This is a genomic window from Citrobacter sp. Cpo069 (assembly GCF_030332785.1).
Classification (GTDB): Bacteria; Pseudomonadota; Gammaproteobacteria; order Enterobacterales; family Enterobacteriaceae; genus Citrobacter; species Citrobacter portucalensis.
Map to the genome: position 1 here is coordinate 17,274 of NZ_JAOWHD010000063.1, position 21,810 is coordinate 39,083.

Below are 21,810 nucleotides of genomic sequence, written 5' to 3' on the forward strand. Positions count from 1 at the left end.
AGTGCTCGAAATCCTCACGTACTGCGTGTACGCTCCGGTTTCTGTGCGCTGCCCGAAACCAAACTGACTGCAACGATAACGCCCGAATATAACGTGTCAACCTCGCCGTCGCTGCGAGGTTGTGTTAGCATTATCCCCCTGTGAATCCACCCTCCAGCCTTTCAGAGCCTGCCAATGAGTTATCAGGTCTTAGCCCGAAAATGGCGCCCACAAACCTTTGCTGACGTCGTCGGCCAGGAACATGTGCTGACGGCACTGGCGAACGGCTTGTCGTTAGGGCGTATTCATCATGCTTATTTGTTTTCCGGCACCCGTGGCGTCGGGAAAACCTCTATCGCCCGCTTGCTGGCGAAGGGATTAAACTGTGAAACCGGTATCACCGCTACGCCGTGCGGCGTGTGCGATAATTGCCGGGAAATCGAGCAGGGGCGTTTTGTCGATCTGATTGAAATCGACGCCGCCTCACGCACCAAAGTCGAAGACACCCGTGACCTGCTGGATAACGTCCAGTATGCGCCTGCGCGCGGTCGCTTTAAGGTCTACTTGATCGACGAAGTGCACATGCTGTCGCGCCACAGTTTTAATGCCTTACTGAAAACGCTCGAAGAGCCGCCCGCGCACGTTAAGTTCCTGCTGGCGACTACCGATCCGCAGAAGCTGCCGGTGACTATCCTGTCGCGCTGTCTGCAATTCCATCTTAAAGCGTTGGATGTCGAACAGATTCGCCATCAGCTTGAGCATATCCTCAAAGAAGAGCATATCGCCCATGAACCACGTGCACTGCAACTGCTGGCTCGCGCCGCGGACGGCAGCCTGCGTGATGCGCTGAGCCTTACCGATCAGGCGATCGCCAGCGGCGATGGTCAGGTCTCGACCGAGGCGGTAAGCACCATGCTCGGCACGCTGGACGACGACCAGGCGCTCTCGCTCGTTGAAGCGGTTGTGGCTGCGGACGGCGAACGCGTTATGGCGCTGGTAAACGACGCCGCCGCGCGCGGTATCGAATGGGAAGCGCTGCTGGTTGAGATGTCGGCTTTGCTGCATCGTATTGCCATGGTTCAGCTTTCGCCTGCCGCGCTCGGCAGCGATATGGCCGCCATTGAACAGCGTATGCGTGAACTGGCGCGAATTGTTCCGCCAACTGATGTGCAGCTTTACTACCAAACTTTGTTAATCGGGCGCAAAGAACTGCCGTATGCGCCGGACAGGCGAATGGGCGTCGAAATGACGCTGCTGCGTGCGCTGGCTTTTCATCCGCGCATGCCGCTCCCGGAACCTGAAGTTCCACGACAGTCGTTTGCCCCGGTCGCACCCACGGCGGTGATGACCCCGACGCAGGTGCAGCAGCAGCCTGCGCCTGCCCAACAGCAACAGAATGTGCCGCTCTCCGATGCCACCAGTCAGGTGTTGGCGGCGCGTAGCCAGTTGCAACGTGCTCAGGGAGCAACCAAAGCAAAAAAGAGTGAACCGGCAGCCGCTTCCCGCGCGCGGCCGGTGAATAATGCTGCGCTGGAAAGACTGGCTTCGGTGTCGGAACGTGTTCAGGCGCGTCCGGCGGTCTCTGCGCTGGAAAAAGCACCGGCGAAGAAAGAAGCGTATCGCTGGAAAGCGACCAATCCTGTTGCAGAAGTTAAAGAAGTCGTTGCCACGCCGAAAGCGCTGAAAAAAGCGCTTGAGCATGAAAAAACGCCGGAACTGGCGGCAAAGCTTGCGGCTGAAGCCATTGAACGCGACCCGTGGGCCGCCCAGGTGAGTCAGCTCTCGCTGCCTAAACTGGTGGAGCAGGTGGCGCTTAATGCCTGGAAAGAAGAGAATGGCAACGTAGTTTGCCTGCACCTGCGTTCCACGCAGCGACACCTAAATTCCAGCGGCGCGCAGCAAAAACTGGCTGAAGCACTGAGTTCCTTAACGGGGTCAACGGTTGAATTGACCATCGTTGAAGATGATAATCCAGCGGTGCGTACGCCGCTGGAGTGGCGTCAGGCCATTTATGAAGAGAAACTCGCGCAGGCGCGTGAGTCGATTATTGCGGATAATAACATCCAGACGCTGCGTCGTTTTTTCGATGCGGAGCTGGACGAAGAGAGTATTCGCCCCATTTGATCGTGAGCCTAATGGTTTGACGGTCGTCATCCCTTAACGTGATTGAGAGAGAAGCCTATGTTTGGTAAAGGCGGTCTGGGTAACCTGATGAAACAGGCCCAGCAGATGCAAGAAAAAATGCAGCAGATGCAGGAAGAAGTCGCCAAGCTGGAAGTGACCGGCGAATCTGGCGCGGGTCTGGTAAAAGTGACCATTAACGGCGCGCACAACTGCCGTCGCGTGGAGATCGATCCAAGCCTGCTGGAAGACGACAAAGAGATGCTGGAAGACCTGGTTGCTGCGGCATTCAACGACGCGGCGCGTCGCATTGAAGAGACGCAGAAAGAGAAGATGGCCTCTGTTTCCTCCGGAATGCAGCTGCCGCCTGGCTTTAAGATGCCGTTCTGATGCAAACCAGCCCGCTGTTAACTCAGCTTATGGAAGCACTGCGCTGTCTGCCGGGCGTTGGCCCGAAGTCGGCGCAGCGCATGGCGTTCACGCTACTTCAGCGCGATCGCAGCGGCGGGATGCGTCTGGCACAGGCGTTAACGAAGGCAATGTCGGAAATCGGCCATTGTGCCGATTGCCGCACCTTCACAGAGCAAGACGTCTGCAACATTTGCTCGAACCCGCGTCGCCAGGAAAACGGTCAGATTTGTGTGGTGGAGAGTCCGGCGGACATCTACGCCATTGAGCAAACCGGGCAGTTTTCCGGACGTTACTTCGTGCTGATGGGACACCTGTCGCCGCTGGACGGTATTGGCCCTGATGATATCGGGCTGGATCGTCTCGAACAGCGACTGGAGTCTGAGCAAATCAACGAACTGATCCTGGCGACCAATCCTACGGTCGAAGGAGAGGCGACCGCCAACTATATTGCTGAGCTTTGCATGCAATATGGCGTTGAAGCCAGCCGTATCGCCCATGGCGTACCGGTCGGCGGCGAGCTGGAAATGGTCGATGGCACTACGCTGTCGCACTCTCTGGCAGGGCGACACAAGATTAAATTCTGAACAAACGGAGGCCGCGACGGCGGCTTCCGCTTGAAATCCTTCCCGCTTGTCCCCATTTCACCCTCAACGTGTTTTTACCATTGAAAATGGCATTGTTGAGGTAGATCTACATGAAAGGACAAGAAACTCGTGGTTTTCAGTCAGAAGTAAAACAGCTTCTGCACCTGATGATCCACTCTCTGTATTCCAATAAAGAAATCTTCCTGCGTGAGCTTATCTCTAACGCCTCGGATGCGGCAGACAAGCTGCGTTTCCGCGCCCTGTCTAACCCGGACCTGTATGAAGGGGACGGTGAGCTGCGTGTACGTGTTTCCTTCGATAAAGATAAACGTACGTTGACCATTGCCGATAACGGCGTGGGGATGAACCGTGATGACGTTATCGATCATCTGGGGACCATTGCGAAATCCGGTACTAAATCTTTCCTCGAATCCATGGGATCCGATCAGGCGAAAGACAGCCAGTTGATCGGCCAGTTCGGGGTGGGTTTCTACTCTGCGTTCATCGTGGCGGACAAAGTCACCGTGCGTACCCGCGCTGCGGGCGATAAGCCGGAAAACGGCGTGTTCTGGGAATCTGCGGGCGAAGGTGAGTACACCGTTGCCGACATCACCAAAGACGATCGCGGCACCGAAATCACCCTGCATCTGCGTGAAGGCGAAGATGAGTTCCTTGATGACTGGCGCGTACGTTCCATCATCAGCAAATATTCCGACCATATCGCGCTGCCGGTAGAGATCGAAAAATCCGAAGAAAAAGACGGCGAGACCGTGGTTTCCTGGGAAAAGATCAACAAAGCGCAGGCGCTGTGGACCCGTAACAAGTCGGAAATCAAAGACGACGAATACAACGAGTTCTACAAGCACATCGCCCACGACTTCACTGACCCGCTGACCTGGAGCCACAACCGTGTGGAAGGTAAGCAGGAGTACACCAGCCTGCTGTACATCCCGTCCCAGGCTCCGTGGGATATGTGGAACCGCGATCACAAGCATGGTCTGAAACTGTACGTCCAGCGTGTGTTTATTATGGACGACGCCGAGCAGTTCATGCCGAACTACCTGCGCTTTGTGCGCGGTCTGATAGATTCCAACGATCTGCCGCTGAACGTTTCCCGTGAGATCCTGCAGGACAGCACCGTCACCCGTAACCTGCGCAGCGCGCTGACCAAACGCGTACTGCAGATGCTGGAAAAACTGGCGAAAGACGACGCGGAAAAATACCAGACCTTCTGGAAACAGTTCGGCCTGGTACTGAAAGAAGGCCCGGCGGAAGATCACGCCAACCAGGAAACGATCGCTAAGCTGATGCGCTTCGCGTCTACGCACACTGACTCCTCCGCACAGACCGTGTCGCTGGAAGACTACGTGTCGCGTATGAAAGAAGGGCAGGAGAAAATCTACTACATCACCGCAGACAGCTATGCGGCAGCGAAGAGCAGCCCGCACCTGGAACTGCTGCGTAAGAAAGGCATCGAAGTGCTGCTGCTTTCTGACCGCATCGATGAGTGGATGATGAACTACCTGACCGAGTTCGACGGTAAGGCATTCCAGTCTGTTGCCAAAGCTGACGAGTCCATCGACAAGCTGGCGGATGAAGTTGATGAATCGGCAAAAGAAGCGGAAAAAGCGCTGACGCCGTTCGTTGAGCGCGTGAAAACCCTGCTGGGCGACCGCGTGAAAGAAGTGCGTCTGACTCACCGTCTGACCGACACGCCAGCCATCGTCACCACCGATGCGGATGAAATGAGCACCCAGATGGCGAAACTGTTTGCCGCTGCGGGCCAGGCCGTACCGGAAGTGAAATATATCTTTGAACTGAACCCGGACCACGTGCTGGTAAAACGCACGGCAGATACCCAGGACGAAGTGCAGTTCAAAGAATGGGTCGAACTGCTGCTGGATCAGGCGCTGTTTGCTGAGCGCGGCACGCTGGAAGACCCTAACCAGTTCATCCGTCGTATGAACCAGTTGCTGGTGTCCTGATACCCGTAATGTAATGCCGGATGGCGTTAACGCTTATCCGGCCTACAGCATCTCGTAATAGTATGCCGGATACGGTGTTTCCACCGCCATCCGGCATTTTCTCGCCTTATTTTTAATTTTCCCACCGTTAACCGTTTCAGCGTCGGGCGTCTTTCTTGAGCCAATTGCGTGATGGTGGTATCGTTTAGCGCTTTTTAAAAAATATCGACAACCTTTAAGGGGATTTTCGTAATGCGTATCATTCTGCTTGGCGCTCCGGGCGCGGGTAAAGGAACTCAGGCTCAGTTCATCATGGAGAAGTATGGTATTCCGCAAATCTCCACCGGTGATATGCTGCGTGCTGCCGTGAAATCTGGCTCCGAGCTGGGCAAACAAGCGAAAGACATCATGGACGCCGGTAAGCTGGTGACTGATGAGCTGGTGATCGCGCTGGTAAAAGAGCGTATTGCTCAGGAAGACTGCCGTAATGGTTTCCTGCTGGATGGCTTCCCGCGTACTATTCCGCAGGCAGACGCCATGAAAGAAGCGGGCATCAACGTGGACTACGTTCTGGAGTTCGATGTTCCTGACGAACTGATCGTTGACCGTATCGTGGGTCGTCGCGTACACGCTGCTTCTGGCCGCGTTTACCACATCAAATTCAACCCGCCTAAGGTTGAAGGTAAAGACGACGTGACCGGCGAAGAGCTGACCACCCGTAAAGACGATCAGGAAGAAACTGTACGTAAGCGCCTGGTGGAATACCATCAGATGACCGCTCCGCTGATCGGCTACTACTCTAAAGAAGCGCAGGCGGGTAACACCAAATACGCGAAAGTTGACGGCACCCAGGCCGTTGCTGACGTGCGCGCAGCGCTGGAAAAAATCCTCGGCTAATTTTTTCGCGTAATAAACCTCTTATCAGGCCTGCCATTATCGCGTAGGCCTGATAAGCGTAGCGCCATCAGGCAAATTCTCGTCTTACCTCTCACAGCAATTAGTTCTTCTTTATCGCTTTTCCGCTACAATTATCAACAATTTGAATCGATAAGAGGCGGTAATGCGTCAGACGAAAACCGGTATCCTGCTGGCAAACCTCGGCACTCCCGATGCCCCAACCCCCGAAGCCGTTAAGCGCTACCTGCGCCAGTTTTTAAGCGATCCACGCGTAGTTGATACGTCACCTGCACTGTGGTGGCCGCTTCTGCGCGGGGTGATTTTACCGTTGCGTGCGCCACGCGTAGCCAAGCTGTACCAGTCAATCTGGATGGAAGACGGTTCCCCGCTGATGGTTTATAGCAAGGCACAACAGCGGGCGCTGGCAGAACGCCTACCAAATACCCCTGTTGCGCTGGGAATGAGCTACGGTTCGCCGTCGCTTGAAAGCGCGGTCGATGAACTGTTGGCAAGCGGGGTTGAACACATGGTGGTGTTACCGCTGTACCCGCAATATTCCTGTTCGACGGTGGCGGCAGTCTGGGACGAGCTGGCGCGTATCTTAGCGCGTAAACGCGGTATCCCTGGCGTTTCATTTATTCGTGATTACGCCGATGACAGCAGCTACATCGATGCGCTGGCGAAGAGTGCCCGGGATTCATTTGCTCAACACGGTGAACCTGATTTGCTGCTGCTCTCCTATCACGGCATTCCGCAGCGTTACGCCGATGAAGGCGATGACTACCCGCAGCGTTGTCGCGATACCACCCGAGAGCTGGTTTCAGCGCTTGGCCTGCCGCCAGAAAAAGTAATGATGACCTTCCAGTCTCGCTTTGGTCGCGAACCGTGGCTGACGCCGTATACCGACGAAACGTTAAAAATGCTGGCGGAGAAAGGGACACAACATATCCAGGTTATGTGTCCGGGCTTCTCGGCAGATTGCCTCGAAACGCTGGAAGAGATAGCGGTACAAAACCGGGAGATTTTCCTCGAAGCTGGCGGTAAGCAATATGAGTATATTCCGGCGCTTAATGCCGCACCGGAACATATCGAAATGATGGTTAAACTGACCGACGCTTACCGTTAAAGCTGGGCTCTGAAGTAACGAGCGCCTTCCCGTAATGCATCGTCGGCGGTTTTCATCATTCGCGAATAGTGCAGGAAGGCGTGCAGCGTACCGGGGTACATTTTGTACTGGCAGGGCTGCTGATGCGCCTGCAACGTCTGGAATAGTAAGCAGCTATCGTCAATCAGCGGATCAAACTCAGCGCCAGCGATAAAACACGGTGGCACGTCACGCGTCAGATCGTTATTAAACAGGCAATAATACGGTGACTCGCGATCGTCAGCGCTACGCAGGTACGCGTTTTCGTACATCTGCAAGTCCTCGCGGGTTAACCCATCCCACGCTCCGCCCATCAGCCGTCGGCTCAGTGAATCCTGCAGGCCGTAAAGCCCATACCACAACAGCACCCCAGCCACCTTGCCGCAGACAATGCGTTTATCCCGCAGCCACAGCGCACTGGCAAGCGCCAGCATGGCTCCGGCGGAATCGCCCGCAAAACCGATATGATTCACATTAAGAGAATAGTCGCCAGCGTGCTGATGAAAATACTGGCAGACGGCGGCAATCTCTTCAATGGCTTGCGGGAAACGGGCTTCTGGCGCAAGCGAATAGTCGATACCAATTACCGTGCACTGCGTATAGCGCGCCAGCAAGCGCATAATACGGTCGTGGGTATCCAGATTACCGAGAATAAAACCGCCGCCGTGCAGATAATACAACGTTGCCAGACTATGGGGCTGCGGTGAGTAAATACGTGTGGCCACGGGGCCGCATGCGGTAGAAATAACGCATTCGCGAGTATTCATCTCTGGGGCATCGGCATTCCACAGCTGCCGTTCATGAATGTAGTGTTGGCGCTGGGCCACGAAGTCATCTGCAGCGGGCCACGGCGGCAGATCGTAGCGATGAAAATTCACCACGCTTTTCATTTCATCCGAAATTCTGTCGAGTACGGGGATCTTGTTTTCCGGCTTCATAAAACGCTCCTTGTGAAGGTGAGTTATTGTAGAAATTAATCCCGTATAAACTGCGATCTCACCGTCTGATATTGAAACTTAGCGCCGCATCGCATGCGTGGCAGGGAATGTGCTACCATGCATCGCTCAGTTAACCACCCGTAAAATCGACCATGAAATTTCCCGGTAAACGCAAATCCAAACACTATTTTCCCGTCAGCGCGCGCGATCCGTTGCTGCAACAAATTCAGCCAGAAAATGAAACCAGCGCAGCCTGGGTGGTAGGTATCGACCAGACGCTGGTGGATATTGAAGCCAAAGTGGATGATGACTTTGTAAAACGTTATGGATTAAGCGCCGGGCATTCTCTGGTGATTGCCGATGATGTCGCAGAAGCGCTCTACCAGGAACTGGTGCGTGAAAACTTGATCACCCATCAGTTTGCGGGCGGTACTATCGGTAACACGATGCACAACTACTCTGTACTGGCGGATGACCGCTCGGTGCTGCTGGGCGTGATGTGCAGCAATATCGAGATTGGCAGCTATGCGTACCGCTATTTATGCAATACCTCCAGCCGTACCGACCTGAACTACCTGCAAGGCGTTAACGGACCGATTGGCCGCTGCTTTACGCTGATTGGCGAGTCAGGTGAGCGTACCTTCGCAATCAGCCCTGGGCATATGAATAAGCTACGGGCGGATAGCATCCCTGAATCGGTGATTGCCGGAGCGTCCGCGCTGGTGCTGACGTCTTATCTGGTGCGCTGCGAACCGGGTGAGCCGATGCCGGAAGCGACCATGAAGGCGATTGAATACGCCAAAAAGCACAATGTGCCGGTGGTTCTGACCCTGGGCACCAAATTCGTCATTGCCGATAACCCGCAGTGGTGGCAGGCATTCCTGAAAGAGCATGTCTCTATTCTGGCGATGAATGAAGAAGAGGCTGAAGCGCTGACCGGCGAGAACGATCCGCTGCTGGCATCTGACAAGGCGCTGGATTGGGTGGATCTGGTGCTGTGCACGGCGGGTCCGGCGGGTCTGTATATGGCGGGCTTTACGGAAGAAGAAGTTAAACGTAAAACCCAGCATCCGCTGCTCCCTGGTGCTATTGCCGAATTTAACCAGTACGAATTCAGCCGCGCCATGCGCCATAAAGACTGTACCAATCCGCTGCGCGTGTATTCGCACATCGCACCGTATATGGGCGGGCCTGAAAAGATCATGAACACCAACGGCGCAGGTGACGGCGCGCTGGCGGCATTGCTGCATGATATTACCGCCAACAGCTATCACCGCAGCAACGTGCCTAACTCCAGCAAGCACAAGTTCACCTGGCTGACCTATTCGTCGTTAGCCCAGGTGTGTAAGTATGCTAATCGCGTGAGTTATCAGGTGCTGAACCAGCATTCACCGCGCCTGACGCGCGGTTTACCGGAACGTGAAGACAGTCTCGAAGAGTCGTACTGGGACCGTTAAATCTTGCATAGGCCGGATAAGCGATAACGCTATCCGGCACGGACATTAACTGGCCGTAGCAACTTCACCTGCAGGCGGCGTTTCAATCAGCTCCAGCATGGTGCGGGCGATTTCACGCTCACCCATGACGACCTGGTTGGCGCCGCGTTCGGTAATATATTCCACCTCATCGTCATAATGCGCGCGGGCGATAATCTCAATCGACGGGCATTTCTCACGTGCAGAAGCGACAATTTCACCCGCTTCATAACCATTGGGAATGGTCAGCAGCAGCCAGCGCGCGCAATCCAGATGCGCCAGATTCATAATCTCTTCGTTGGCGGCATTTCCCAGTACCGCGCGGATCCCACGCTCGCGCAGTTCATCCACCCGGGTACGTGAGGTTTCGATCACCACCAGCGGGATCCCCGCAGCCATCAATTTCTCACCCAGCAGGCTGCCGACGCGACCAAAGCCAACCAGCAAGGCATGATTGCAGATATCCACCGGAATTTGCTTCTCTTCTTCGATAGCCTCTTCCAGCGTCTGCTCCTCCAGCGTTTCTGTTTTGGCGAGGTATTTTTCTAACACCGCAAACAGCACCGGGTTGAGCATAATGGACAGGATTGCCCCGGCCAGCACCAGATTCTGTCCGGCCTGCGGCAGCAGGTTCAACGCCATTCCCAGACCCGCCAGGATAAAGGCAAATTCACCAATCTGCGCCAGGCTGGTGGCAATGGTGAGCGCTGTGCGTTGGGAGTGACCAAACAGGCGCACCAGGAAATAGGCGGCAAGGGATTTACCAAAGATGATAATCGCCAGCGTGCCCAGTACCGCCAACGGCTGCTGGATCAGAACTAACGGATCGAACAGCATCCCGACTGAAACGAAGAACAGCACGGCGAACGCATCGCGCAGCGGCAGAGTATCATGCGCCGCACGGTGGCTTAGTTCAGATTCATTCAGCACCATACCGGCGAAGAACGCGCCCAGCGCAAAGGAGACATCGAACAGCTCTACTGCGCCAAAGGCGATACCTAAGGCGAGGGCGAGGACAGAGAGGGTAAACAGTTCGCGTGAACCGGTTGCGGCGCTGCGGGCCATAATCCACGGTACCAGGCGACGACCCACCAGCATCATGATCGCGATAAACGCCACCACCTTACCGATGGTAATACCCATATCGACGGCCAGCGAGGCAAAGCCGACGTCTTCTTTTTCCAGCATCCCGGCGACGGCTGGCAGGAGAACCAGCGTCAGCACCATCATCAGATCTTCGACAATCAACCAGCCAATGGCAATTTGCCCGCGCTGGCTGTCAATGAGCTGTCGTTCTTCAAGCGCACGCAGTAGCACCACGGTACTGGCGGTTGAAAGACACAGACCAAAGACGATACCCACCATCAGTGACCAGCCCAATATGGCGGAAAGCGCCATACCCAGCAGCGTTGCCACCGCTATCTGGGCAATCGCGCCGGGAATGGCGATAGACTTTACCGCCATCAAATCCTTCAACGAAAAGTGCAGCCCCACGCCAAACATCAGCAGAATAACGCCAAGCTCGGCCAGCTCAGGCGCGAGCTTAGTATCAGCAACAAAACCAGGTGTAAATGGACCGGCCAGAACGCCCGCTAACAGATATCCCACCAGAGGAGAAATACGCAGTTTATTGGCAATCATGCCTAATATAAAAGCGAGCACAAGGCCGCCGACAATGGTGGTGATAAGCGGGGTGGCGTGATGCATTCCGTCTCCTTTGGTTGCTGTGATGATCCTGAAAACCCAAACTACGAGTAATAGTTTATGACAATTTTAATGTTTATGTTTATGAATAATTATTGAATTTTGAAGAAAACGGGATTTTAAGAGTAAAAAAGCACGGATCGGAAAAGTACGGTGATATGTGAGAGGTAAAGGCTGATGGCTACTGCAAGTAATGACGGCCAAAATTTACTTTTGGCCGTCAGAAAATCAGGCTTTGTGTCGGTTATCAGGTAAGAATATGGTCAGTATCCCCAGAAGTGGCAGGAAAGCACATATTTTGTAGACCAAATCGATGCTGGTATGGTCGGCTATTAGTCCTAGCACCGCGGCTCCCAAGCCGCCCATGCCGAAGGCAAACCCGAAAAATAGTCCAGAAACCATGCCGATACGCCCAGGAAGCAGCTCCTGCGCGTAGACCAAAATAGCAGAAAACGCCGATGCGAGGATAAAACCAATGATCACGGTTAAAATCCCGGTCCATTCCAGCGTTGCGTAGGGTAAAACGAGGGTAAATGGCGCAACTCCGAGGATAGAGCCCCAAATAACATATTTTCTGCCAATTTTATCGCCTAATGGTCCGCCAATCACCGTCCCGGCCGCGACGGCAAACAGGAAGGCAAACAGATGAAACTGGGCGTTTTGTACCGATAATCCGAATTTTTGCATCAGATAAAAGGTGTAATAGCTGCTGATGCTCGCCATATAGAAGTATTTGGAGAAAATCAGCACCAGCAGGATGCTTACCGCCAGCACCACTTTATTGCGCGGTAACGGATTTACGATGGCGACTTTCGGTTTTCCTTTACTCATCCGATGCTGCGCGGCATACCAACGGCTGATTTGTGTCAGGACGACAATCGCTAATAACGCAGCCAGAACAAACCAGGCCACATTACCCTTACCATATGGCGCGATGATGACAGCTGCCAGCAAGGGCCCCAGAGAGCTGCCGAAGTTGCCGCCAACCTGGAAAATTGACTGCGCCAGGCCGTGACGACCGCCGGAGGCCATGCGTGCCACGCGGGACGATTCCGGATGAAATACCGAAGAGCCGGTGCCAACCAGCGCCGCGGCGAGCAGCACCATATGGAAGCTGCCAGCCATGGCCAGCAAGACAAGTCCGCTCAGCGTGAAGCACATCCCAATGGGCAGCGACCACGGCATCGGGTATTTGTCCGTCCAGTAACCCACCACCGGTTGCAGCAGCGAGGAAGCAAGCTGGAAGGTTAGGGTGATCATCCCGATCTGCATAAACGTTAGCGAGAACTCTGACTGCAATAGCGGATAAATCGCCAGGATCAGCGACTGAATCATATCGTTTAGCAGATGGGAGAGGCTGATCGCTCCTAAAATGCCAAATGAGGTGCGTGCTTTAGCAACCGACGCTGACGCGCCAGCCACAGGCTGGGTTGGTTCACTTATTGCCATAGAAAGTCACTTCTGTTTGGGTTGCGATTATGAGGGTAATCTATTTTGTTATTATTACCTGACTAACATACCTGCGGAAGGTGTTTGAAGGAAGTCTCATTTCTGAAAACATTTTCGACTATTATTTCATATCATTGTAATTTCAGTCGTTGATTTTGGCTCAGGGAGAGAAATATGAAGTTTTTAAAACGGGGCGTGGCGCTGGCGTTATTAGCCGCATTTACGCTGGCAGGTCAGCCAGCGCAAGCGTACGAAAAAGATAAAACCTACAAAATTACCATTCTGCATACCAACGATCATCACGGTCACTTCTGGCGCAGCGAATACGGAGAATACGGACTGGCGGCGCAAAAAACGCTGGTGGACAGTATTCGTAAAGAGGTGGCAGAGGAAGGGGGAAGCGTACTGCTGCTTTCCGGTGGCGACATTAATACCGGCGTACCGGAGTCCGATCTGCAGGATGCGGAACCTGATTTTCGTGGGATGAACCTGATTGGCTATGACGCAATGGCGGTCGGAAACCACGAGTTTGATAATCCCATGACCGTACTGCGCCAGCAGGAAAAATGGTCCAAATTCCCGTTTCTCTCGGCCAATATCTATCAGAAAAGCACTGGCGAGCGTTTGTTTAAGCCGTGGGCCATCTTTAAGCGCCAGGATTTAAAAATTGCCGTACTCGGTTTAACCACCGACGATACGGCAAAAATAGGCAACCCCGAGTTCTTTACCGATATTGAGTTCCGTAAACCTGCTGATGAAGCCAAACTGGTTATCCAGGAACTGAATATGGGTGAAAAGCCAGACATCATTATCGCGACCACCCATATGGGACATTATGACAACGGCAACCACGGCTCGAACGCCCCTGGCGATGTCGAAATGGCGCGTAGCCTGCCGGCGGGATCGCTGGCGATGATTGTCGGTGGTCACTCGCAGGATCCGGTGTGTATGGCTTCAGAGAACAAGAAGCAGGTTGATTACGTACCGGGTACGCCGTGTGCGCCAGACAAGCAAAATGGGATCTGGATTGTGCAGGCGCACGAGTGGGGGAAATATGTGGGCCGGGCGGACTTTGAGTTCCGTAACGGCGAAATGAAAATGGTCAACTACCAGCTCATTCCCGTCAACCTGAAGAAAAAAGTGACCTGGGACAACGGTAAAAGTGAGCGCGTACTCTATACCCCGGAAATAGCTGAAAATCAGCAAATGCTTTCGCTGCTGACGCCGTTCCAGAATAAAGGTAAAGCGCAGCTCGACGTGAAAATTGGTAGCGTCAATGCGCGCCTCGAAGGCGACCGAAGCAAAGTCCGTTTCGTGCAGACCAACATGGGACATTTGCTGCTGGCTGCGCAAATGGCGCGAACCAGCGCTGATTTTGGCGTGATGAGCGGCGGTGGCATCCGTGATTCCATCGAAGGCGGTGATATCACCTATAAGAGCGTGCTGAAAGTACAGCCGTTCGGAAACATCGTGGTGTATGCCGACATGAGCGGGAAAGAGGTGATTGACTATCTGACCGCCGTGGCGCAAATGAAGCCGGACTCCGGGGCCTATCCGCAGTTTGCTAACGTCAGCTTTGTGGCGAAAGACGGCAAGCTTAACGATTTGAAAATCAAAGGTGAACCCGTTGACCCAGCCAAAACCTATCGCATGGCAACGCTAAGCTTCAACGCAACCGGTGGTGATGGCTATCCGCGCATTGATAACAAACCAGGCTATGTGAATACCGGGTTTATTGATGCAGAAGTGCTGAAAGAGTTCGTGCAGAAGAACTCACCGCTGGATGCCAGTGTGTATGAGCCGAGGGGTGAAGTTACCTGGCAGTAACAGGGCGGAGTGCCGGATGGCGGTGCGGGCACCTTATCCGGCCTACAGGTCAGTGCGATTTGTAGGCCTTAAAGCTGCGCGCCATCAGGCAATCAGTCTATAACCGCTTAATCGCGACGAGCGATGTCGGCGAATTTCGCATCCAGAATTTTCGCCAGATCGCCCGCTGCCAGTTCGATATCCAGCCCGCGTTTGCCGCCGGAAACATAAATGGTGTCAAACGTCTGGGCAGGGGCATCAATGAGCGTTGGCAATCTCTTTTTCTGTCCTAATGGGCTGATCCCCCCCACCAGATAACCGGTGGTTCGTTGCGCAACCATTGGATCGGCCATATCAACCTTTTTAGCCCCCAGCGCCTTAGCGACCTTTTTGAGATCCAGTTGACCGGCTACAGGCGTGACCGCAACTGCCAGATGCTTCATATCGCCATTCACGGCAACCAGCAGCGTTTTGTAGACCTGGTCCGCATTCAGACCTAACTTGCGTACCACTTCATCACCAAAGTTCGTCTCGGACGGATCGTGATCGTAGGTGTGAATCTGGAAAGAAATTTTGTTTTTTTCGAGTAATTTAACGGCGGGTGTCATAGCAATTTTCCTGGACCAGACAAAATACGACTCAAGCATACGCCTGATGTCTGTCTAAAAAATAGTACCATCTTGCGCAATAGTATTGGCAGGATGATGACTTTGAGCGACAATCGAACTACACCGATGCTTTAAGCATTGGGATCATAATAATGATGAAATTCCTCTTTGACGGGCCAATAGAAATATTGGCCATTTTTTTTACCGTAACATCTCCGGCAAATTTCCCTCTCCGTACAGATGTAGCGCGCCAACGGCCACGACGTAATGACCAGCAGGCATCGCCCTGAGCCGATCGCGCCAGGCAGTGTTGCGTTGATGCATCAATACGTCATACAACGACTGGCTAAAGGTATTGGGAAGCGTCAGTTCGCTATTGCGTGGCGGTGTTTTAAGCCACCAACCCATCATCTGTTGCAACAATCTGGCATTGGTATGCCAGTGCGTCAGAGTATCGTCCAGCAGGGCCAGTCCGTTATCAGGCAACTGACATAACAGCTCGATTTGGCTGGATGCGCCTTCCAGTTCGATGACGGGTTTATGCGCTTGCTTTGCCGCTTTCAGCAATTGGTAATCAATTCCGTATTCCGCCCGTAGCCCCAACTGCTGTGCCTGTGTCGCCTGTAATACCATGGCGATTTGCCACAACGGCTGAGTAGATAACAGGGAGGGGGAAATGCCCAGTTCATTGGTGACTTTACGCAGGTTTTCTAACTGCTCCGGGCTGATACGTTCTTCGAGTGCGGCAAATGTAGGAAGGTTAGCAAACGGCGCGTCGTCACCGGAAACATCTGCTTCGACAATCAGCGCATCGGCATGGTTGAGTTTTTTGAGTAATTTGGCAGGCAGAGGTGCCATATCGCGACTGCCCATATGAATACTGCCAATCAGATGAAAATGGCGGTTGCCGGGCAATGAAATGTCGATGGCAGGCCAGGTATAGTGGTTGCCGCGTAGCGCGGTGAAAAATGTTTTTACCCGGTATAACAGATCCATACGACCTCCCTAAGTAGACTTTCATGCTAGCGCGTGGTCCTGGAAGGTGCAATGCGAGAATCGCCGGATGGCGACGCGAAATCGTCTTATCCAGCCTACAATGCTACCTGCAATTTGTAGGCTGGATAAGCATGAGCGCCATGTGGCAGAAGGTTACTCTTTCGGTTTGAAGCGTAGCAGTCGGTTAGCGTTGCTCACCACAGTAATGGAGGAGAGCGCCATCGCCGCCCCTGCAACGACCGGATTCAGCAGAGTTCCGGTGAACGGCCACAGGATCCCAGCGGCAACGGGGATACCGATGCTGTTATAAATAAACGCGCCGACCAGGTTCTGCTTCATATTACGCAACGTTGCCCGGGAGATAGACAGTGCATCCGCAACGCCCATCAGGCTATGACGCATCAGCGTAATCGCGGCGGTTTCAATCGCCACATCGCTGCCGCCACCCATGGCAATTCCGACATCGGCCTGAGCCAGCGCAGGCGCATCGTTAATACCGTCACCCACCATGGCAACCTGACGCCCCTGGCTTTGCAGACGTTTAATCGCCTCGGCTTTACCGTCCGGCAGAACACCGGCAATCACCTCATCAATACCGGCTTCTTTGGCAATAGCGTTAGCCGTGGTCGGGTTGTCACCGGTAAGCATCACCAGACGATACCCGTTGCGGTGCAGACGCTGAAGTGCTGCCACGCTGTCGCTACGCAGCGGATCACGCACCGCTAACAGAGCCGCCGCTTTACCATCAATCGCCAACAGGACCGGGGTTGAACCCTGGGATGCCTGAGCGGTGATTTCAGCTTCCATTTCAGTGGTATCTACCTGTTGCTCATTGAGCAGCGCCTGGTTGCCCAGCAGCAGCGTATGACCTTCCGTTTCACCGCTTACGCCTAAACCGCGCAGCGTACGGAAACCATTGACCTGTGGCAGCGTAACATCACCGGCTTTGTCCAGTATCGCTCTGGCCAGCGGGTGGCTGGACCCCTGTTCAAGGGCTGCTGCCAGACGAATTGCCAGTGCTTCATCGGTGTTGCCAAACGTTTTGATGGCGACAACCTGCGGTTTACCTTCAGTCAATGTCCCGGTTTTATCAAATACGACGGTATCAAGCGTACTGGCGCGCTGAAGCGCATCGGCATCACGTACCAGAACCCCAAACTCAGCAGCACGACCCACACCGGAAATAATCGACATTGGTGTAGCCAGGCCCAGCGCACAAGGGCAGGCAATAATCAGTACGGTAGTGGCAATCACCAGCGTATAAACAATTTGTGGTGCCGGCCCGAAGAAATACCAGATTGCCGCACTCACCAGCGCAATGACGACGACGACCGGAACGAACACTGAGGAGATACGGTCGGCTAGTTTACCAATCTCCGGTTTACTGCTTTGCGCCTGGCGCACCATACGAATAATGCGTGACAGCGTGGTATGGCTGCCAACGGCACTGGCGCGGAACAGCACGCTGCCATCCTGTACGACCGTACCGGCGTGGACGCTATCGCCTTCGCCTTTTTGTTGCGGAATAGGCTCTCCGGTCAGCATGGCTTCATCCAGCCAGGCTTCGCCCTGAGTGATTTCGCCATCTACCGGAACGCGGTCACCGGTGGTCAGGCGCAGCAACATTCCCGCCTGAACGTCTGCCAGCGGCACGTTCTTTTCGCCTTCGTCGGTAACAACACGCGCGGTCGGCGGCGTCAGATCGAGTAATTTTTCCAGTGCTTTGGACGAACGCTGGCGAGCCCGCGCTTCCAGCATGTGCCCGAGGTTAATCAGACCGATAATCATCGCACTGGCTTCATAATAGAGGTGTCGCGCTTCCATCGGGAACCATTGCGGCCAGAGGTTGACGCTCATGGAATAAAGCCATGCCACCCCCGTACCCAGCGCCACCAGCGTATCCATGGTCGCGGTGCCGTTCATCAGGCTTTTCCACGCGTTGCGGTAAAAATGACCGCCCGCGAAAACCATCACGGCAAGCGTTGCCAGACCAATCGTCAGCCACAGGCTGCGGTTGTCGGCAGTGACCATCATGTTTTCGCCAATCATTCCCCATACCATGACAGGGATACCCAACAGCAGCGCGACGGCCGCCTGCCAGCGAAAACGTTTCATGGTTGCTACGGCGGTTTCTTGCTGACGCTCGCGGCGCTTAACATCATCTTCAATGGCTTCTGCGCCGTAGCCCGCTTTTTCCACCGCTTTCACTAACTGGTCGGCGGACGCACTGCCCATTACCAGCGCAGTACGTTCCGCCAGGTTTACCCGTGCCTGCGTGACACCCGGTACGCTTTGCAGAGCATCTTGTACGCGGATAACACAGCTGGCGCAGCTCATGCCGTTTAACAGCAACTGTTGGCTGTCATCATCAGCCGTAGCTGCCGGAAGCTCGGAAGGGACCGCTGCCAGTGCTTCCGACGGGATTGATGACTCCGTCAGCGGTTTAGCCTTTGGGTGGCTTAACTCCGCGCCGTAACCGGCTTGTTTGATGGTTTCAATCAGCGCTTCAGCACTAGCGCTCCCGGTGATGTGCGCTTCAGTCACAGTGACATCCGCTTGCTCAACGTCCGGGCGTTGCTCCAGACTTTCTTTAACGCGTTTTACGCAGTGACCACAGGACAAGCCGTCCAGGGTTAGATCGATTGTTTGAGACATAACCAACTCCTTTATTGCAGGATTAACTGACTGTGATAAAGGTTAAACCTTCCATCTAGGGGAAGGTCAAGGGAGTTTTTAGAAAAGGTGCAAAAAGGGCGTAAAGGAAGAAAAACGGGAACGTCAGGTCAGCACGTTCCCGGTCTGTTATTGATTGAGAACGATAAGCGGCGTTCGATGCTGCGGTTCATTCATCACCGTGAGATCGGCGCCGTACAGTGCATTTAGTGACGATTGCTGCAGAACATCCTGCGGACGACCGTTATCAACTATCCTGCCGCGTTCCATCAATACAACGCGGTCAGCATAGCGCGCCGCAAGGTTGAGATCGTGCAGGACGCAGCAGACGCTGAACTGTCGTTCACCTACCAGACGACGCAGCAGACGAAAAAGATGCTGTTGGTGGTGAATATCCAGGGCGGAGGTGGGTTCATCGAGAAACAACCATTTTGGCCTGGGTTCGGGCTCCCAAAGTTGAACCAGCAGACGCGCCAGCTGTACCCGCTGTTGTTCTCCTCCCGACAGGTGCCGGTAATCGCGCGCGGCCAGCGCCTGGCAGTCACACAACGTCATGATGTGCTCCGTTTCATCGCCCGTGTTGCGCGTACGATACGGATGCCTGCCCATGCGGATGACCTCCTGCACGCTAAACGGGAAGGCCATATGACTGTTCTGGCGCATCACAGCACGGGTTTTGGCCAGCTCGGTGATTGGCCACTCGTTCAGCGGCTTGCCAAACAAGCTACAACGCCCGCTGTGGGGCTGCAGATAGCCCGTAAGCTGGCGGAGTAGCGTTGATTTTCCTGCCCCATTCGGGCCAAGAATCGCGATGATTTCTCCATCAGGTAGCGTCAGGGAAACGTCATCGGTCAGTCGTCTGCCCTGAATGTGGTAGACCAGATTTTCAGCGACGATCATGACATCCTCCGGCTACGCAGTATTAACCACAGGAAATACGGTCCACCGATCAGGCTGGTTAACAGACCAACGGGCATTTCGGCAGGCTGAACAAGTGTGCGGGCCAGCGTGTCGGCAATCAGAAGTAAACAGGCACCGGCCAACGTAGAGCAAGGAATCAACCAGCGATGATCGGCGCCGGTAGTCATTCTGATCAGATGCGGGATCACCAGGCCAATAAAGCCAATCACGCCGCTGACGGAAACGGCAGCGCCAACCAGGAGCGAGCTGAGCAACAGTAACTGCTGGCGCTTACGTTTGACGTTTACGCCGAGGTAATGCGCCTCTTCATCACCCAATTGCAGCAAATTAAGCGTTCCTGCCATACAGACGGTGACAGCAATGGCTGGAAGAACAAACGTGCTGGCAACCAGCAGCGTTGGCCACTGGGCCTGGCCGAGATTCCCCATCATCCACAGCGTAAGTTGACGTAGCTGCTGTTCGTCACCCACATAGCTCAGCACGCCAATAGCCGAACCGCACAGAGCATTGATAGCGATACCGGCTAACAGCAGTTGCATCATTCCGCCGTGGTTATGACGCTGGCCTATTAGAAAAATAATCGTGCAGACCACCATGCTGCCCGCGACGGCAAAAATCATCTGCTCATACAACACCAGCACTACGGGGAATGAAAATGGGATAACTATCGCGATGCCGACCATCAGCGCGGAGCCGCTGCTGACGCCAAGCAGGCCGGGATCGGCCATTGGATTGCGAAAAAGTCCCTGCATAATGACCCCTGCCGTAGCCAGCGCAGCACCGACCAAAACGGCCAGCAGTACGCGGGGCAGGCGGATGTTCAACCAGATATCTCGGTATTCGTCGTTGAACAGGGCGCTGAAGCTAATGTTCAACGCCCCCTGGCTGGCACCGAACAGCATCAGAGCGACCAGCAAGAGAGAAAGGCCCGTCAGAATGCTGACGGAAGAAAGCGAGTCCTTAAGCACGCAACGCTCCATAACGTCTTTGCGGCGCGAAGTTTCCGCGCCGCGAGGGGTTTACGCGGGTTTCAGTCCCGGCTCAACCAAACTGTAAATCTGGTTATTGAGTGCCGGCGCCGTGGCCAGTTCGTGAATGTGCCTGGCAACATCTGCGCGCATCACAAAGCCATGACACTCCTCGGTCTGTATGCGTTGCGCCAGGCCTGTGGCTTCACCGTTCAGCAAACCGCCGGGGCGGAGAATGGCGTAGTCCAGTTGACTGGTTTGTAGCCAGCTTTCAGCCAATGATTTTTCCCGTACGGCCTGGCCAAATGCGGCCCTGGCGCGTGGGGACAAAAAGGGCCAACTGTTACCACAGCCCAGGGAGGTGACCAGAATCATGCGTTTGATCTCAGCTTTTTCTGCTTCATCAATGACGGTTCTGTGCGCCAGATAATCCTGGGCACCACCCATGGAGGAGATCACCGTGGCATGCTGACCCGCTGCGCGACAGGCGCAGGCGGTGACCTGGCTGTCGCAGGCGTCGCCAATAAAGACCTGCACACCTTTTTCCTGCAGCCCGGCAGCAACCTGGGGATTACGAACGACGGCAATCACCGGACGATGCTCCGCCAGCGCGAGTTCCAGCGTTTTCGCGCCGACGCCGCTTCCACCTGCACCAAAAATAAGCCATGGAGCCATCAGGCATGTTCCTTTAAAGATGAAGACAACGTGTGAAAGGCGCTGACCTGTTCGGCCAGCAGCTGTCGATGCTCATCGCGACCGAGGAAAATTTTGAACATAGCGCTACCCGCCTGGTTGAAGAAGAGAATGGACGCAGTGTCCATTCCCATAAATTTGCGTTCAATCAGGGCAATATGCGTGCAGTTTTCTGCCTTGATATGACCGGTCATGCCTTTTTTGCCGCGCAGGTTGAAGTAACCGTGGCGGTGGAATCCGGAAGGTAATTCACCAGTGAATTCCAGAATGACATCAGCAGTATGGACCAGGGTGGTGACTTTGCCCCATTCGCAGACGGTTTCCCAGACGGTATCAAATTGACTGCCGGAAACCAGCGTTGGGGAAGGGAGGTTTTTCACCACCTCCAGCAATGTAGTGTTGTACTGGGCTGCGATAGCTTCCAGCGTACCGTCCGGCTCAGTTTTCAAAAAATCCTGTAAAGAGACATGGCTCATTAT

General features: G+C 54.3%; 18 protein-coding genes and 1 other annotated feature. Of the genes, 8 read left to right on the forward strand and 10 right to left on the reverse strand.

Annotation, left to right across the window (positions count from 1 at the left end; translation table 11 throughout):
* Positions 1–174: 174 nt before the first annotated feature.
* The 6 genes from dnaX (at position 175) to hemH (ending at position 7,082) form a co-directional block, all read left to right on the forward strand.
* A complete protein-coding gene (dnaX, locus tag OGY08_RS22780; RefSeq protein WP_003831049.1) occupies positions 175–2,103 on the forward strand; it encodes a DNA polymerase III subunit gamma/tau in 1,929 nt (642 codons plus the stop codon).
* Positions 1,436–1,500: a sequence feature (DnaX frameshifting element), on the forward strand. (Overlaps the previous gene by 65 nt.)
* Positions 2,104–2,160: 57 nt before the next feature.
* Entirely contained in the window at positions 2,161–2,490 is a 330-nt protein-coding gene (locus tag OGY08_RS22785) for a YbaB/EbfC family nucleoid-associated protein (RefSeq protein WP_003021764.1), read from the forward strand.
* Positions 2,490–3,095, forward strand: a complete 606-nt coding sequence (recR, locus tag OGY08_RS22790; protein WP_003831050.1) for a recombination mediator RecR — start codon at positions 2,490–2,492, stop codon at positions 3,093–3,095. The genes OGY08_RS22785 and recR overlap by 1 nt, the downstream gene beginning before the upstream one ends.
* Before the next feature lie 110 nt (positions 3,096–3,205).
* The gene (gene htpG / locus OGY08_RS22795; protein ID WP_087051624.1) at positions 3,206–5,080 is read left to right on the forward strand and encodes a molecular chaperone HtpG; all 1,875 of its coding nucleotides are present in this window, start codon (positions 3,206–3,208) and stop codon (positions 5,078–5,080) included.
* A gap of 231 nt (positions 5,081–5,311) precedes the next feature.
* Entirely contained in the window at positions 5,312–5,956 is a 645-nt protein-coding gene (adk, locus tag OGY08_RS22800) for an adenylate kinase (protein WP_003021773.1), read from the forward strand.
* Between the two features lie 163 nt (positions 5,957–6,119).
* On the forward strand, positions 6,120–7,082 hold the full coding sequence (gene hemH, locus OGY08_RS22805; protein ID WP_003831052.1) for a ferrochelatase: 963 nt from the start codon (positions 6,120–6,122) through the stop codon (positions 7,080–7,082).
* Here the strand turns inward: hemH and aes are convergent.
* Positions 7,079–8,038, reverse strand: coding sequence for an acetyl esterase (gene aes, locus OGY08_RS22810; protein WP_125362857.1), 960 nt, complete (start codon positions 8,036–8,038; stop codon positions 7,079–7,081). The genes hemH and aes overlap by 4 nt on opposite strands.
* 152 nt (positions 8,039–8,190) lie before the next feature.
* On the opposite strand from aes, the gene gsk reads away from it, so the two are divergent.
* Complete coding sequence (gsk, locus tag OGY08_RS22815; protein ID WP_003021781.1) at positions 8,191–9,495, forward strand: inosine/guanosine kinase; 1,305 nt, start codon at positions 8,191–8,193, stop codon at positions 9,493–9,495.
* A 45-nt stretch (positions 9,496–9,540) separates the two neighbouring features.
* On the opposite strand, the gene ybaL is transcribed toward gsk, so the two are convergent.
* Entirely contained in the window at positions 9,541–11,220 is a 1,680-nt protein-coding gene (gene ybaL / locus OGY08_RS22820) for a YbaL family putative K(+) efflux transporter (protein ID WP_048214776.1), read from the reverse strand.
* A 225-nt stretch (positions 11,221–11,445) separates the two neighbouring features.
* Positions 11,446–12,666 (reverse strand): MFS transporter, encoded by a 1,221-nt coding sequence (locus tag OGY08_RS22825; RefSeq protein ID WP_286566645.1) that lies wholly within the window; start codon positions 12,664–12,666, stop codon positions 11,446–11,448.
* A gap of 174 nt (positions 12,667–12,840) precedes the next feature.
* Here OGY08_RS22825 and ushA point away from each other — a divergent pair, with 174 nt between their 5' ends.
* Positions 12,841–14,493, forward strand: a complete 1,653-nt coding sequence (ushA, locus tag OGY08_RS22830) for a bifunctional UDP-sugar hydrolase/5'-nucleotidase UshA (protein WP_125362858.1) — start codon at positions 12,841–12,843, stop codon at positions 14,491–14,493.
* A 107-nt stretch (positions 14,494–14,600) separates the two neighbouring features.
* Here the strand turns inward: ushA and ybaK are convergent, their stop codons facing one another.
* The 7 genes from ybaK to hutX form a co-directional block, all read right to left on the reverse strand.
* Positions 14,601–15,080 (reverse strand): Cys-tRNA(Pro)/Cys-tRNA(Cys) deacylase YbaK, encoded by a 480-nt coding sequence (gene ybaK / locus OGY08_RS22835; RefSeq protein ID WP_003831056.1) that lies wholly within the window; start codon positions 15,078–15,080, stop codon positions 14,601–14,603.
* A gap of 201 nt (positions 15,081–15,281) precedes the next feature.
* Positions 15,282–16,076 carry a TraB/GumN family protein gene (locus tag OGY08_RS22840; RefSeq protein ID WP_003831057.1) on the reverse strand — a complete coding sequence of 265 codons (795 nt, stop codon included), beginning with the start codon at positions 16,074–16,076 and terminating at the stop codon, positions 15,282–15,284.
* A 153-nt stretch (positions 16,077–16,229) separates the two neighbouring features.
* Complete coding sequence (copA, locus tag OGY08_RS22845) at positions 16,230–18,731, reverse strand: copper-exporting P-type ATPase CopA (RefSeq protein WP_032942557.1); 2,502 nt, start codon at positions 18,729–18,731, stop codon at positions 16,230–16,232.
* 147 nt (positions 18,732–18,878) lie between these two features.
* Positions 18,879–19,649, reverse strand: a complete 771-nt coding sequence (locus OGY08_RS22850; RefSeq protein WP_008783976.1) for a heme ABC transporter ATP-binding protein — start codon at positions 19,647–19,649, stop codon at positions 18,879–18,881.
* Positions 19,646–20,638: a FecCD family ABC transporter permease gene (locus OGY08_RS22855; RefSeq protein WP_219013519.1), complete on the reverse strand. Its 993-nt coding sequence runs from the start codon at positions 20,636–20,638 to the stop codon at positions 19,646–19,648. Before OGY08_RS22855 ends, OGY08_RS22850 begins: the two co-directional genes overlap by 4 nt.
* A 51-nt stretch (positions 20,639–20,689) precedes the next feature.
* Positions 20,690–21,313: an anaerobilin reductase gene (gene chuY, locus OGY08_RS22860; RefSeq protein WP_125362860.1), complete on the reverse strand. Its 624-nt coding sequence runs from the start codon at positions 21,311–21,313 to the stop codon at positions 20,690–20,692.
* Complete coding sequence (hutX, locus tag OGY08_RS22865) at positions 21,313–21,807, reverse strand: heme utilization cystosolic carrier protein HutX (RefSeq protein WP_032942563.1); 495 nt, start codon at positions 21,805–21,807, stop codon at positions 21,313–21,315. Before hutX ends, chuY begins: the two co-directional genes overlap by 1 nt.
* Positions 21,808–21,810: the final 3 nt, after the last annotated feature.

What these genes read in the sequence shown, in the direction of transcription:
- dnaX (WP_003831049.1), top strand. Translation starts at nt 175, where the DNA reads ATGAGTTATCAGGTCTTAGCCCGAAAATGGCGCCCACAAACCTTTGCT.
- OGY08_RS22785 (WP_003021764.1), top strand. Translation starts at nt 2,161, where the DNA reads ATGTTTGGTAAAGGCGGTCTGGGTAACCTGATGAAACAGGCCCAGCAG.
- recR (WP_003831050.1), top strand. Translation starts at nt 2,490, where the DNA reads ATGCAAACCAGCCCGCTGTTAACTCAGCTTATGGAAGCACTGCGCTGT.
- htpG (WP_087051624.1), top strand. Translation starts at nt 3,206, where the DNA reads ATGAAAGGACAAGAAACTCGTGGTTTTCAGTCAGAAGTAAAACAGCTT.
- adk (WP_003021773.1), top strand. Translation starts at nt 5,312, where the DNA reads ATGCGTATCATTCTGCTTGGCGCTCCGGGCGCGGGTAAAGGAACTCAG.
- hemH (WP_003831052.1), top strand. Translation starts at nt 6,120, where the DNA reads ATGCGTCAGACGAAAACCGGTATCCTGCTGGCAAACCTCGGCACTCCC.
- aes (WP_125362857.1), bottom strand. Translation starts at nt 8,038, where the DNA reads ATGAAGCCGGAAAACAAGATCCCCGTACTCGACAGAATTTCGGATGAA.
- gsk (WP_003021781.1), top strand. Translation starts at nt 8,191, where the DNA reads ATGAAATTTCCCGGTAAACGCAAATCCAAACACTATTTTCCCGTCAGC.
- ybaL (WP_048214776.1), bottom strand. Translation starts at nt 11,220, where the DNA reads ATGCATCACGCCACCCCGCTTATCACCACCATTGTCGGCGGCCTTGTG.
- OGY08_RS22825 (WP_286566645.1), bottom strand. Translation starts at nt 12,666, where the DNA reads ATGGCAATAAGTGAACCAACCCAGCCTGTGGCTGGCGCGTCAGCGTCG.
- ushA (WP_125362858.1), top strand. Translation starts at nt 12,841, where the DNA reads ATGAAGTTTTTAAAACGGGGCGTGGCGCTGGCGTTATTAGCCGCATTT.
- ybaK (WP_003831056.1), bottom strand. Translation starts at nt 15,080, where the DNA reads ATGACACCCGCCGTTAAATTACTCGAAAAAAACAAAATTTCTTTCCAG.
- OGY08_RS22840 (WP_003831057.1), bottom strand. Translation starts at nt 16,076, where the DNA reads ATGGATCTGTTATACCGGGTAAAAACATTTTTCACCGCGCTACGCGGC.
- copA (WP_032942557.1), bottom strand. Translation starts at nt 18,731, where the DNA reads ATGTCTCAAACAATCGATCTAACCCTGGACGGCTTGTCCTGTGGTCAC.
- OGY08_RS22850 (WP_008783976.1), bottom strand. Translation starts at nt 19,649, where the DNA reads ATGATCGTCGCTGAAAATCTGGTCTACCACATTCAGGGCAGACGACTG.
- chuY (WP_125362860.1), bottom strand. Translation starts at nt 21,313, where the DNA reads ATGGCTCCATGGCTTATTTTTGGTGCAGGTGGAAGCGGCGTCGGCGCG.
- hutX (WP_032942563.1), bottom strand. Translation starts at nt 21,807, where the DNA reads ATGAGCCATGTCTCTTTACAGGATTTTTTGAAAACTGAGCCGGACGGT.